The organism is Azospirillum sp. B21 (genome assembly GCF_008364825.1).
Taxonomy (GTDB): Bacteria; Pseudomonadota; Alphaproteobacteria; order Azospirillales; family Azospirillaceae; genus Azospirillum.
Map to the genome: position 1 here is coordinate 19163 of NZ_VTTO01000028.1, position 13254 is coordinate 32416.

Consider the following 13254-nt stretch of genomic DNA (forward strand, 5'->3'; position numbering starts at 1 on the left):
CAAGGTCGCGGGCAACGCCGAAAATCGGCTAACCAGATGCCATTGCACGTTGGAGTATCCGACCGTGACCAGACTGCCCACCACCGCCCTGCGCTCCATTGCCGTCGCCACGGTTGCTATATCCCTGACTGCCTGCACAACGACTTCTCGGCCCCGTCCAGTGGACGGATGGCAGCAGGCGCGCGACGCCCAACGACAGCTGTTATCCGGCGCTGGCCTCGAGAACCACTTCAAGCAGCCCCTGGTCAATGGGAAGCCGACCGTGACGACGGGCCGCGACGCTAAGTTTGACACACTCAACATCAGCTACGATCCGCGCTACGTCACCTCGGAGGAAGTCACCGAAGCCGGCAGCACCTTCTGCGAGAAGCAGAAGCAGGGTCGGCAGCCTATTCTCCTGGAGATGATTGCCGGGCAGTTGGATGAAAGTAACCGGGCTGCCCGTGAGCGGGTCCAGATGACGAGCTCGGCAACAATTTTCTGCACCAATGGCTCTGCGGCCGATGAGGCCCTGCTGGCCGCATATAAGGGCTCCCGGACAACGGCGCTCCAGCAGGAGGCGCAGCGCTCGGCGATGCAACGTTCGGCACAGCTCCGGGCCAGGATCGAGGAATCTCAGGAGAACCGTGCCCGATGGGACGCCATTAAGCGCCGCGACGAACAGCGGGTGAATGGATCGACCGGCTACACCTACGTCCCGACGCACTGACCATCGTCCACCCACGACATCAGAACCGCCATCCCTTCGGAGAAGCAACCGCCATGAGCACCCCCGTCACGAATGACCGCGTTTCTCTGGATATCCCCGATTTCGTCGGCCACACGAAGGGCTGGGATGGCGGCGTGTCGTTCGGGAACCTGGAGATCTTCCAGTTCTGCTCGGTCATGAAGCAGATCGATCCAAACGGGCAGCTGCGCCAGCAGATCACAGACGCGCTGAACGCTGCGCCCGGCCTGCGCGTGGCGATGATGCACGGGACATTCAGCCGTGCTCCGGTGGTTGCCACTGCGGCTGAGTAAGAAAACCCAGTCGTAAGCCGCGTTCCCTCCCGGCGTTGCACCGCGACGCCGGACACCGCCGGTCGAACCCGCGAAGCGGTGCGAGAGGGAGCTGAGCGGCGACCCTGGCAGTCCGCAAAATGTGCATCGAAGATGTCTTTGGCTTGGGACGCCACAACCGCGGCGGCTGTCTGGTTCTCCGGCACGGCGCGGAATAGCTTGGGCTCCTTGACCGGCCGCGCGATGCCTTGCCGGTTCGCCAGAGCCGCGATAGCGATGGCGTCTGACTGGTTTAACCTCATTCATGAAGGGTCCAATCCCCCGTGCCGATCAGCCTGCCCTACAACACAGCTGTTCGTGAGCGGCGTCGGTCAGCCCCGGAGGCACTGGACTTTCTCCCCACTCAACCGTGGGCGGTTCGGGCGCTGGTGCACCAGATCCTTGGTGTCGACGCGCTGTCCGGAAGCGTCGTCTGTGAGCCTGCGGCCGGTGCCGGGGATATCGCCCGCACGATGCTGGAGTTCACTCCGCATGTGCGTGTCGCAGATGTGGCGGATTACGGAACCAGGAACATCTACGAGCAGCCGATCAGCATTCGCGATTTTCTGACTTGGACGCCCGATGAAGCGGAAGCTCCGGATTGGGTCTGCACGAACCCACCCTTCACCTTGGGAGAGGCCTTTATACACCACGCCCGCCGCTTCGCCCGACGCGGCGTGGCGGTGATCGTCCGAACCGCATTCCTGGAAGGGCAGGGCCGTTACGAGCGGCTGTTCAGCCAGTGTCCGCCTGACATTATTGCCGTTCACGCCGAGCGCGTCCCGATGTTCGTGGGGCGGCTGGATCCCAAGAGGAGCAGCGCAACCTCGTATTCATGGTTGATCTGGTTCCGGGACGGAGCTGGCGACGCGCGAACACGCTGGATTGCACCGTGCCGCGACATCTACGAACGGGCATCGGATTATCACGGGTGGCGCTGGTGCATGCATGCCGGCCGTCCGTTGCCGCACCTGTCAATCACAGGCGTAGCGCATCTCGAAGACGACATTGCCCAAGCGCTGCCGATCCTGCGCGATCCAGTCCGCACCGTGATCCATCCTGGTCGCCTCCGCGTGGTGTCCAGCCTGATCGAGGCCACACCGGACTGTCGCGAACGGGTGCTGGCCCGGATCAGCGTTTGGCACGCAGATGCCGTTCCGACCGAGGCAAGGGCGAAGCTGGAGCAAGCCCTCGTCCATCATGGACTTCGGATTGACCCTGCCAATCTCGGCACCAAGCTCGCGGCGTGACGTGAGAAGGTTCAACGACGTGCTGACGTCTCGATGCGGTACCGAGCGATGACCAAGCTGACTCCGGCCCAGATCGCCCAGCTGATGCGGATCGACGCCGGCGGAATAGACGGGATGCCCGCCGCTGGCTTCACAGCGTCTGCACCGGAGAAACGACTGCTGACGCGCGGGCTGATTCAGACCTGGACAACCAGCATTCCGGCCGGGATCGGCGCCTTGACCATTAAGCTGAGCCTGGCGGCTTTAACCAACGACGGTCACCGGCAGTTCGCTGAACTCGGTCTGCCCCCATCTGCCGACATGGCTAGGTTCATCGGGCGGCGGCAGGGATGGTGCAGCACCAATTACGAGTTGCTGCGGATCGCCCACCTGAGGGGCTATGTGGAAGTCGTCGAACGGAGCGGTGTCGGCGGCTGCACAACGCGCTGGCGCCGCACAGAATCCGGGAAGGCCGCGCTGATCCTGTTCCATGAGCATGAGCGACTGGTGGCTGAGGAGATGGCCAAGCTAGAGGCCGCACACCTGACCCGGAGCAAGACGCAAGACATCGCGAGGCCGCGGACGCGGGGCTTGGGTTCGTCAGCCCATTGCCCCATGGCCGCCAATATCTGAGCTGGACGGCAGAACGTACCTGCGGGTGTCGCCTATCTTGCCAAGGAACGGATTTCACAGGTGATGGCGCTTGCCGACAACAGGCCGTTGGCGTAGAATGCCAACATGAATGCCGAACTCGTCATCCGCCGCCGCGTCGCTTACGGCAACCGCGACTTTGCCGAAATGGTGGTGTGGCGGGTGCCCGAGCCCGTTCCGCCAACCACCCACGGATTCAAGTACCGTCTGGTCTATATCGTTGACGGGCGGCGGGTGCTGGGGTTCGACAACGAACGCGGCAAGGGTGACCATCGGCATCAGGACGACGCCGAGCATCCCTACGAGTTTGTCAACGTCGACCGGCTGCTCGCCGATTTCGTGGCGGCGGTGAGGCAATGGAGGACCGACCATGATCGAACGTGACATCCGCGTCGATACTGACGCCCTGGACCAGGCGGCCGCTGAGGTTGCCGCTGCTTGGAAGGCGGCTGAAGCGGGCCATCCCGCCGCGGCCACCGATCGCCTCTACTTCGCAAGCTGGGAGGCCCTATGCACCGTTCTGACGCCCAAGCGCTACGAGCTGCTGCGGCACCTACGGCGTGCTCCTGCGGATGGTATTCGGGCGCTCGCGCGTGATCTCGGGAGGGACGTCAAGCGGGTCCACGAGGATGTTACCGCGCTCGAAGAACTGGGACTGATCGAGCGCGGCGCCGACGGTAGGCTAACCATGCCCGTCGACGAGATAGCCTCGTCGATCCGCTTCGCAGCCTGAATGTCCAGAAAAGGAGCCGAAGGTGGCATCGTGCATGAGTCTTTCCGTCCGGACGTTCGTTGAGGCTGTGCGCCTCGCCAGCAGCGTACCATTTTCCGAAGGAGCCGTGTTCGGCGTAGGGGGCGGCCCTGGGAATTGCGAACGGCATCCGGCAATGCGCCTCCTGGCCGATGCATGGAATTCCGCCGCGCCGGAGGATCTCCGCAGCGCCGCCTTCGCGCTCAGCTTCGTCAGGCAGGATGGCGAGTATCGGTGCGCGTCGGCCGACGTGCTTGCGCCGTCGTTGCATGATCGGGCCGTGCCGGCTAGCTGCGCACTCGTCGGAGACGACGTATTGCTCCAGTTCGTCCGGAGCTTCGCTGCTGGCCGCCGCAATGGCCACGGCTGGGAATTCCTCCAGGTAGACGGTGGGTTGTGGCTTGACGTTGCGGTGGCCGACGAAGAGCGCGATGAAGCCTACTGGGGCTTGGTGACGCTGGAATCGTTCCCGAGCGCCTTTCCGGCAGTCTGGGCGCGCTTGACCTCACGGTCGGCCACCAATCTGTGAATAGAGCGACGGGAAGCCCATGCGAACCCTGCACCAAGAGGTCATGCGCGAGGCCGCCTCGTCCGGGCAGCCGAGGTTTCGACCGACGCAATCCCAGATCGCTGCCATTCGGATGGCGGCGAAGCGAGACTGGCCTGCCGGCGAGCCTCGCATTGACTGGTTCAACAAGGCGACCGCACGGGTCCTGCTGCGCGAGGGCGTCATCGTCGAGCGGCCGGATAGCGCGGCTGGAAGCCGCGGGAACATCATCGATCTGACGCCGGCAGGCGAAGCGCTGCTGGCGTCTATCTAAGGAGCGCCATAATGCAAACGCTGGTGAAAGGCATGCGCGTCCGTGCCGAATGGTTCGAGGCACGTCCTTTTGATGCCGTGTCGCTGGCTGGCGTCCAGTTGAAGGTTGCTGCCAACCCAAAGGTTGTTGAGGGTACTGTCGCGCATATCCGCGGCGACCATCCCACCTCGCCGAGATCCGTTGGGGTCTGGATCTCCACCGACGCCGGCGATGAGGTTGTCGTCGATGCCCGCCACATAATCAGCGCCAGCGCGCCTGCCGATCCAGCATAGGAGGGCCGACGGCGCCGGCCAGCAGCAGGATCGCCGCCGTCCCGGCCGGTCAGCCGCCGCGGTGGAACTGGCCGCGCGCCCAGCGCGCCGCCCCCGTCAGCAAGTAACGCGAGCCGAGGGCGCCGACCTGCAGGACCGCCAGCTGCCTTAAGTTGTCGATTAACGAGTTTGCGGCTAGGGTGCCGCACTAGAACCGGCACCGTACAAACCCGCCGTCCACCTGCGACGGCGGCGTTATCTGAGGAATACCATGACGCGAAATGAACGACTTGCGACTGCTTTTACTTCCATGAATGAGGCATTCGAAGTGTTGCGCCCTCTCGCGATCGGGGGCAGCGAAAAAGGTCCTGCGAGTGAGATCGTCGCGCAAATATTGGAAAGACTGTACCACGACATGGACACGCTTGTTGAGGTCATGGCCAACTCGGCAAACGAAGAGCAAGCGATCAATAGGCCGAGCTGACCCGCAGCCGCCCGACCCAAGCCTCGGCCGTCGTCTTCGGTCTGGTGATGAGGGCTGGCAGTCTCCTCCGTAGTTTCCCCGCCGCCTGATAAACGCCCGATGTGGTCTGGCTGTTGACCAATCGCACCTGAGGCCCTGATGCACCAGTCCCCGGTTTGGTCCGTTCGTCACATTGTCACCCGCATTCACGGGTGCGATCTCGCTGTAACCTGGCGCCCTGAATGCTGGGTATGGAACGTAACCGTTGCCGGCGAGCAAGTTGCCAGCGGGAGATCGCGCAGCCAAGAGGGCGCCCAGAATGCCGCTGTGCAGGCAGCACGGCGCCACGCGGACGATGGCGGCAAGGTGCAACTCCCATTGTTCTGAGATCAACGGCTACCGGAAGCCGGCCCGATCTGGCGTTCGACGGGGAGGTGAAACTGACGAAGCGCCCGTACCCTCTTGGAGCCGGAAGGCGTTCCCATAACGGTCAGGCTGCTTTTGCGAGAAGCCACTCCTTCAGCTTCGACCACCGACGCCCCTCCTGCCGTGCCCGCACCGCCATCCCGAGCGCCTTCCGCTGGCCCACGACGACGACCAGTCGCTTCCCGCGGGTGACGCCGGTGTAGACGAGATTGCGCCTGAGCATGCTCCAGTGCTGCATCGCCAGCGGGATGACGACGGCCGGGTATTCCGAGCCCTGACTCTTGTGGATCGTCGTCGCGTAGGCCAGCGATACCCTGTCCAGTTCGCCGAAGTCGTAAGCGACCTCACGGCCGTCGAAGTCGATCAGCAGTTCGCTGTTCTCCGGGTCCATGGCGGTGATGACGCCCAGGTCTCCATTGTAGACCTCCTTCTCGTAATCGTTCTCGGTCTGCATCACCTTGTCGCCGACACAGTAAGTCCAGCCGAAGCGCTCGACCCTGGCATCGCCCGGTGGGTTCAGGACCGCCTGGAGTTCCACGTTCAGCGACCGGGCGCCGAGGCCCCCTCGGTTCATCGGGCAGAGCACCTGGATATCGCGTACGGGATCGAGGCCGAAGCGTTTCGGGATCCTGTTCCTGACGACCTCGATGAGCTTGCGAACACCAATCTCCGGTTCCGCCGCCTCGACGAAGTAGAAGTCCGAACCTTCGACCGGCGCCAAGTCCGGCATCTGGCCCTGGTTGATGCGGTGGGCATTGACGATGATGCGGCTCGCAGCCGCCTGCCGGAACACCTCGGTCAGGCGCACCACGGGCACGGCGCCGGATGCGATCACGTCGGCCAGCACCTGCCCCGGCCCCACCGACGGCAACTGGTCGACATCGCCGACCAGGATCAGGGCCGCCCTGTCGGGGGTCGCCTTCAGCAGCGCGTTCATCAGGGGCACGTCGACCATGGATGTCTCATCGACGACGAGCAGATCGCATTCCAGCCGGTTCTCCTCATTGTGCTTGAAGCCTCCGGCAGCCGGGTCGAAGGCGAGCATCCGGTGGATGGTCCTGGCCTCCAACCCGGTGCTCTCGGAGAGCCGCTTGGCCGCCCGGCCGGTCGGGGCGCACAGCAGGATGCGGATGTGCTTGGCGGCCAGGATCTTCAGAATGGAATTGACCAGGGTCGTCTTGCCGACGCCGGGGCCGCCGGTGATGACCATGACCTTGGAAGCCAGGGCAAGTCGGACAGCCTCCCGCTGGCTCGGCGCCAGCGTCAGTCCCGTCCTTCCCTCCACCCACTCCAGCGCCTTCTCCATGTCGATGGCGGGCCAGGGCAGCGTCCCGCCCGCGAGCCCCCGCAGCCGGGCGGCGATGGCCTGCTCGGCCCGGTACAGCCCAGCCAGGAAGACGCAGTCCCTGCCCTCCAGCTGATCGGCGATGACGGCGCCGTCACGAAGCTCGTCCGCCAGCGCCTCGGCCACCAGATCGGTGCCGACCTCCAGGAGGTCGCTAGCCAGCTTCTCCAGTTCCTCCACCGGCAGGCCGCAATGCCCCTCGTCCATAGCCTCGGCCAGCGCGTAGCCGATACCCGCCCGGACGCGGACCATGGCCGTCTTCTCGATGCCCAGCTTGGCGGCGATGGCATCAGCGGTCTTGAAGCCGATGCCGCGGATGTCCCGGGCCAGCCGGTATGGGTTCTCGGTGATGAGTTGGATCGCCTCCTGTCCGTAGGTCTTGTAGATGCGGACGGCCCGGGAGGTCCCGACGCCGTTGGCGTGCAGGAACAGCATGATCTCCCGGATCGCCCGCTGGTCGGCCCATCCCTTGACGATGCGGTCGGCCCGCCTGGGCCCGATGCCCGTGACCTCGCGCAGGCGACTGGGTTCGGCTTCGATGAGGTCGAACACGGCCTCGCCGAATGCCTTGACGAGCTTCTTCGCGTAGACCGGGCCGATGCCTTTGATCATCCCGGAGCCCAGGTACTTCTCGATGCCCTCCAGCGTGGTGGGCTGCGTCGCCTTCAAGAAGGTGGTCTTGAACTGGAGACCGTGGGTGCGATCGTTGACCCAGCTGCCGCTCGCCTGGATCCATTCCCCGGCCGAGATCATCGCCGCATGTCCGACGACGACAACCAAGTCCCGATGTCCGCGGACCTTCACCCGGAGCACGCAAAAGCCGGTCTCGGCGCTGTGGAAGGTCACGCGCTCCACCAGCCCGGCCAGGGACTCCGTCGATGACGCGATGGCTTGCCCGCTCATGCTGTGAGTGTGCTGGATTCCCGATCGTGAGGCCAGAATTGTCAGCTCCGCCGTGGTTGTCCCGTCATCCAGGTCTTCCAAGACGCTGGTTTGTTCGAAGGGACCGGGATCACCAGCACCCTCCAGGCGACGGCGGTCATCTGGTCGCTCCCCAGTATCACCTCGACCTCAGGGGGCCGCCTTGCCACGACCACGGCCACGCCTTGTCGGCTTTTCCGGTGCCACTGGCGCAGGTGTCTGAGCGCGACGCCCAAGCCCCATGCCCTTTGCCAGCTCCGATCGAGCCGCCGCGTAGGTGGGGGCCGTCATCGGGTACTCCGGTGCCAGGCCCCATTTCGCTCGGTATTCGTCGGGCGCCAGGTCGTGCTCGACGCGCAGGTGACGCTTGAGAAGCTTGTTCTTCTGCCCGCACTCCAGGCAGGTGATCGTGTCTGGCGCCACCGAACGCTTGATTGGGACGGCCGGCTGCTGGACCTCAGCTTGCACCGATGAGGAGCTGATCGCGGTGGAGAGTGCCCCGTAGATCCCGCGCAGCACCGCAGGGATCTCAGCCACTGCCAGGGTATGGTTGCTCAGGTACGCGGACGCAATCTTGGCGGTGATCTGCACCAGGCCCGCTTGGTCAAAGCGATCTTCATGGTTCTGCTCGGACATTCAAAGTGTCTCCACTGTCGGTGCAAGACGGTGATGAGATCCGTCAAAAATCACGAAGAACGATATCCATCACAGCACCAGTGCCGCAAAGAAAAAATCCAGAGTTACAATTTTTCTTCTTGAGCTATGCGCTCTGTACGATATTATCAGTTTCATCAGCGCCACTCCCCCACAATTCCGGAGCCCACCCATGTTCCAGTACACGCTGGACATCTTCTCCGACACCGCCTCAGCTCCGGCCTCGGCGTTTGGACCCGTCTCGGTTCCATTCTTCGAACCGGACTTGGCAAGCTATGACCATTTCCTTATAGCATTCAGCGGGGGCAAAGATAGCGTGGCAATGGTTCTTGACCTGCTGGAGCGTGGTGTTGATCCTGCAAAAATTGAACAGTGGCACCATGATGTTGACGGCCGTGAGGACGAAGGCAATTTCATGGACTGGCCGGTGACGGCAGATTATTGCCGGAAGTTCGCTGCAGCTTTTGGTTTGCGCATATACTTCTCATGGCGGATCGGCGGCTTCAAGCGTGAACTCTTGAAGAGTAATGCCATGATCGCGCCCGTGGCCTTCGAAACACCCGATGGCGTGAAGGTGGCCGGCGGGGAGCGCGGCGAAATCGCGACCCGGCGGCGCTGGCCAGCGCTATCGCCCAATCTGCGCATTCGCTGGTGCAGTGGTGGTTTGAAAGTGGATGTCATGTCCATAGCGATCAACAACCAAAAGAGGTTCCGAGGCACGCGGGTCCTGGTGATGACAGGGGAGCGGGCAGCGGAAAGCGCTAACAGGGCCAAGTACCTGCCATTTGAGAATCACCGCTGCAACGCACCTGGAAGACGGGCCAACCGCACAGTCCACGTCTGGCGATCCGTGCACGCCTGGAGTGACGAGGAGGTCTGGGCAATCGTCAGGCGACATGGGGTTGTAGCTCATCCCTGCTACCACCTGGGTTGGGGGCGGGCATCTTGCGCCGGCTGCATCTATGGCTCGCCGTCGCAATGGGCCAGTCTGCGCGTTGCGGCGCCTGAGATGTTCGGCGTGATCTCTGGGATGGAGGGGCGACTGGGGCACACCATCCAGCGGGACGAGACGGTCACCCAGCGTGCCGACCGCGGCCGCGCCTATGACATGGATCCGGAGATCGTCCGCATTGCCATGTCCCGCACCTACGAAGGGCCGATCCGCGTGGCTACCGCGGACTGGCACCTGCCGAAGGGCGCATACGGCGAGAACGCCGGCCCCTGCTGACCGCCCAGGGGCCACTTTCTGGTGAGCCCCACTTCGCCCTGTCGGATGGCCTCCTCTCCGGGTATGCTCCCGGCGAGAGGTGCAGCCCGATGTCCTACCGTAACAACCACCGCAACCGTTTGGCACTGAGTGTCATCGCCATCGGCATGTGCGCTCTGGTCGTGTCGAGCCAGCTACTCCCCTGGCTGCACACAGCGACCCTGATCTCGGGCGCGGTCATCGCGGCCGTCCTGCTGGCATGGCTGGGTTTCCGCTATACGGCGTTCTGGCGCGACATCTGGATGATGCGTCGTGCATTCAACCAGGCGGTCGACGAGGCGAACGAGCGCCGGAGCATGGAGCCCTTGTCTCGCTCGGACACCAAGGGAATCGACTAAGGCCGCACTCCGCCAGTTCCAACCCGACGCGTTGGGGTTCGCCTCTTAAGCCACAGCCGCTGAGCCCTATGAGTTTGGGCTATCGAATGGCTGTGAACCGACACCCATCCCACAGGTAGCCGGCGTTCCTTTTTCCGTCCCCTAGCAGGCTCTCGAATTGGAAGCCCGCCCCACGAATGACCCCGTTCAGCGCGTCCGTGACGCGGCACGTCGTCATGAGCAAGCGCCGCTCCTGACCGAATTTCGGCGCCGTGTAGGGTCTAGCCGCAATGCCGGGATCATCGGCATCAAGGTTGTGGGCGATGTAACGATCCCGAAAGTCACGGATGGACAGCAAACGCTTGGACTCCATCACCGCCCGGCCAACCCCCATTCCAATCCGGAGTTGCTTACGGTATGACCGCCGGGCAGCTTCTATAGCGCCAACTCGGATTACATGGCAGTGCTGTTGTAGTTCTTCGAAGGCGAACTCCTCGCGGTGATTGCGCCGGAACACTCGCTCCAGCTCCAACCGCTCGAAAAGCCGGCGGCGGTAAAGAATGCGCAGCACTTTCGGCTCATCAATCAGTGCGATCACAGTCGGTATACTGAACTTTCCTAGGTCAGGGCGATCCCATAGGGCTGTCAACTTCGCCAGCTCCATATAGAGGATGGCCTGTTGGAAATCGAAGAAGGCGTGTCCGGCATACGAACGCCCAATTTGACTGGATAGCCGGTTCGTTGCGTTGACGATTTGATTGTTGCCGTGGGTCTGGGCTAGACTCCCGATGAAGCGCCAGAGTTCGGACGCCTTCTTCTCGGCGAGCGACACACGCTCCGCCGGGCTCATCCCTGCAATCTTCTTCCTAGTGACGTCGCCTCTAGCCACTGTTTTCTCCTACCGGATGGGATGCTGGACCGGGGCCTGATCCTGGCCGGCGGAGGCAGGCACTTGACGCTTCACTTCTGCCGGCGGCCGGTCTGACGACCGCAGGCCAGGCGGCGGTGACGGCGTCATTAGGACCACGAGCGGCGTGCATCCCGCAAGCGTCAGTAGGGCGATGGCGGGCAAGGCGAGGTTCTTGAGCTTCATTGTCCGGGTAGGAAATCGGAAGGGCAGGGAGCGCTATTCTACCGTTTTACTCGGACGGAGAGCAATATTTCTCGCAGTCGTTGCTTTCGCGCCTTGCGGAAAATCCCGTAACGGGCTTAAATTCATTGAGTCGTTACGGAGCCCCTACCATGCTCTCCTTGGTCAAACGAATGGCCGCCGCGATGATCCCGCAAAACACTTACGATGAGACCTCGCCCAGCGACGAACAGTTCGGTGCGATCCGTGCGATTGAAGGCTGGTACAGCGACAAGCGTGCTCCCCAGGTTTACTTTCTCGGCGGTGGCGCTGGAACCGGCAAGTCGTACACGGCCAACAAGGTGATCGAACGCCTCAAAGAGCGGAACAAGGTCAAGAAGGTAGCCTCCGGTGCCTACACCGGGAAGGCTGCGCACATCTTGCGCAAGAAGGGGGTCAAGGACGCGACGACCATCCACCAGATGATCTACGAACCCCGCGAGGACGAGGAGACGGGGGAAATCTACTTCGTTTCCCGTATCGACGGGCCGGCCGCAGAGGCGGACCTGATCGTGCTGGACGAATGCTCGATGATCGACGAGCGGCTGGCCAATGACATCCTGATGTTCGGGAAGAAGGTGTTGGTCCTCGGCGATCCGTACCAGCTTCCGCCCGTAAGCGGCGCCGGCGCATTTACGAAGACCGCCCCCGATTTCCTCCTGCGCGAGATCCACCGGCAGGCCAAGGAAAGCCCGATCATCCGGCTGGCGACCATGATCCGCAATGGCGAGCTGCCGCGCCGTTTCGGGTCCGCCGGCTCGGCCCACGTTCTCCCGCTCACTCCCCAGACCCAGCGCCTCGTCGCCCGCCGTACAACGCAGACGCTGTGCGGGGTTCACAAAGTCCGCTTTGCCTACACGAGCCGCCTGCGTGCGCTGCACGGGTTCTCCGGCCCGATGCCAATGCGGGGGGAGCCCGTCATGTGCTGCAAGAACAACCGCGACGCAGCGCTATTCAACGGCATGATGGGCATCATGACGGCCGACGCCGAGCAGGGCTTTGAGAAAGGGGAGGGCGTCTTCAACCTTTCGGTCCTGATTGAGGATGAGGCGAAAAGGCGCAAAGACCTACCCACGTCACCATGGATGTTCCAACAGCACTTTAATCACAGCATCACCCGCCCTAAGGTTAGAAAAGGTATTGAGGAATTCGACTTTGGCTATGTCCTAACTGTCCACAAAGCACAGGGCAGTGAATGGGACAGCGTGACGGTCATTGATGACTCGCGCGTCTTTCGCGATGACCGCTGGCGTTGGCTTTATACCGCGGTCACTCGCGCCAGCGACGAACTGGTGCTCCTCCTGAGAGAAGACCTTGGCGGCCGGTGGAATATGCCGGTGTTCGATGACTGCGAATTGCAGCTCGCTGCCTGATCTACACGAACCCGCGCCGCTCCTCGTCCTACCAGCACAGCGAAAACGCCAAGGCTTGTACCAGCTTCGGCCCGCAAAATCTATCGTACAGGGCGCATTATTTCGTTGCGGTCATGCGCTGTGTACGATATCGTTGCTGTGTTCCCCAAACACGTCCGAGGCTCCAATGCCTACTATTCATCCGCCGCCCGGCTCTCAATCCGACCTTTTCGGCCCGCAGAAGCTCCCGCTTTGGCAAACCACGAACATTCGCTGGATCATTGAGGAAGGCCAACACAAAGGGCGGCGCTGCATTCTGAAAAGCAGCTTCGACACCAAAGACGGTATGAGGTTTGGCCGCGTGGTTTTGGAAGACACGCGCGAGGAGATCGTCCTGCCGGTGGCGGACTTCCGCCTTGTGATGGATACCGTTGTGCCGCCCGGCCTTGAACCTTTCAGCGTCCGTCGCCGACCCCACTCGGGCCTCGCCTTGACCGGCGCTCCCGCCTCGGTCCGGCTTAAGTCCTTCGAAAATTCCTCTCTTCGCCCGGTGTAAGAGCCGGTTGGCGGCTGCCCGTTTTCCCATCCCGAACGCCAGCCGCCGACCGCATCCCACCGCTCCCCACACCGCCCAACAGC

Annotated in this window: 16 protein-coding genes; 13 read left to right on the forward strand and 3 right to left on the reverse strand. The window is 62.9% G+C overall.

Features of this window, described 5'->3' with window-relative positions; all coding sequences use genetic code 11:
• Positions 1-64 precede the first annotated feature (64 nt).
• The 9 genes from FZ983_RS31745 to FZ983_RS31785 all read left to right on the forward strand — a co-directional run bounded on the left by FZ983_RS31745 (position 65) and on the right by FZ983_RS31785 (position 4762).
• Complete coding sequence (locus tag FZ983_RS31745; protein ID WP_149228693.1) at positions 65-709, forward strand: hypothetical protein; 645 nt, start codon at positions 65-67, stop codon at positions 707-709.
• 53 nt (positions 710-762) lie between these two features.
• Positions 763-1020, forward strand: a complete 258-nt coding sequence (locus tag FZ983_RS31750) for a hypothetical protein (protein WP_149228695.1) — start codon at positions 763-765, stop codon at positions 1018-1020.
• A gap of 302 nt (positions 1021-1322) precedes the next feature.
• Positions 1323-2288, forward strand: coding sequence for a hypothetical protein (locus tag FZ983_RS34420; RefSeq protein WP_188092596.1), 966 nt, complete (start codon positions 1323-1325; stop codon positions 2286-2288).
• 48 nt (positions 2289-2336) lie between these two features.
• The gene (locus FZ983_RS31760; protein WP_149228697.1) at positions 2337-2900 is read left to right on the forward strand and encodes a hypothetical protein; all 564 of its coding nucleotides are present in this window, start codon (positions 2337-2339) and stop codon (positions 2898-2900) included.
• A 105-nt stretch (positions 2901-3005) separates the two neighbouring features.
• Entirely contained in the window at positions 3006-3302 is a 297-nt protein-coding gene (locus FZ983_RS31765; RefSeq protein ID WP_149201742.1) for a DUF6516 family protein, read from the forward strand.
• A complete protein-coding gene (locus FZ983_RS31770) occupies positions 3289-3651 on the forward strand; it encodes a hypothetical protein (RefSeq protein WP_149228698.1) in 363 nt (120 codons plus the stop codon). Before FZ983_RS31765 ends, FZ983_RS31770 begins: the two co-directional genes overlap by 14 nt.
• Positions 3652-3685: 34 nt before the next feature.
• Complete coding sequence (locus tag FZ983_RS31775; protein WP_149228700.1) at positions 3686-4198, forward strand: hypothetical protein; 513 nt, start codon at positions 3686-3688, stop codon at positions 4196-4198.
• 19 nt (positions 4199-4217) lie between these two features.
• Positions 4218-4490, forward strand: a complete 273-nt coding sequence (locus FZ983_RS31780; RefSeq protein WP_149228702.1) for a hypothetical protein — start codon at positions 4218-4220, stop codon at positions 4488-4490.
• 11 nt (positions 4491-4501) lie between these two features.
• Positions 4502-4762 (forward strand): hypothetical protein, encoded by a 261-nt coding sequence (locus FZ983_RS31785; protein ID WP_149228704.1) that lies wholly within the window; start codon positions 4502-4504, stop codon positions 4760-4762.
• Positions 4763-5694: 932 nt separating this feature from the next.
• Here the strand turns inward: FZ983_RS31785 and FZ983_RS31795 are convergent.
• Positions 5695-7878, reverse strand: a complete 2184-nt coding sequence (locus tag FZ983_RS31795; RefSeq protein ID WP_149228708.1) for an ATP-dependent RecD-like DNA helicase — start codon at positions 7876-7878, stop codon at positions 5695-5697.
• Between the two features lie 168 nt (positions 7879-8046).
• Complete coding sequence (locus FZ983_RS31800; RefSeq protein WP_149228710.1) at positions 8047-8532, reverse strand: MucR family transcriptional regulator; 486 nt, start codon at positions 8530-8532, stop codon at positions 8047-8049.
• A 190-nt stretch (positions 8533-8722) separates the two neighbouring features.
• Between FZ983_RS31800 and FZ983_RS31805 the strand changes: the two genes are divergently transcribed.
• Positions 8723-9778 carry a phosphoadenosine phosphosulfate reductase family protein gene (locus FZ983_RS31805; RefSeq protein WP_149228712.1) on the forward strand — a complete coding sequence of 352 codons (1056 nt, stop codon included), beginning with the start codon at positions 8723-8725 and terminating at the stop codon, positions 9776-9778.
• A gap of 89 nt (positions 9779-9867) precedes the next feature.
• Entirely contained in the window at positions 9868-10155 is a 288-nt protein-coding gene (locus FZ983_RS31810; protein ID WP_149228714.1) for a hypothetical protein, read from the forward strand.
• 79 nt (positions 10156-10234) lie between these two features.
• Here FZ983_RS31810 and FZ983_RS31815 read toward each other — a convergent pair whose 3' ends face one another.
• Entirely contained in the window at positions 10235-10984 is a 750-nt protein-coding gene (locus FZ983_RS31815; RefSeq protein WP_149228716.1) for a hypothetical protein, read from the reverse strand.
• A 392-nt stretch (positions 10985-11376) separates the two neighbouring features.
• Here FZ983_RS31815 and FZ983_RS31820 point away from each other — a divergent pair, with 392 nt between their 5' ends.
• Positions 11377-12636: an AAA family ATPase gene (locus tag FZ983_RS31820; RefSeq protein ID WP_247884065.1), complete on the forward strand. Its 1260-nt coding sequence runs from the start codon at positions 11377-11379 to the stop codon at positions 12634-12636.
• A 166-nt stretch (positions 12637-12802) separates the two neighbouring features.
• Complete coding sequence (locus FZ983_RS31825) at positions 12803-13171, forward strand: hypothetical protein (RefSeq protein ID WP_149228718.1); 369 nt, start codon at positions 12803-12805, stop codon at positions 13169-13171.
• The last annotated feature ends 83 nt before the right edge of the window (positions 13172-13254 follow it).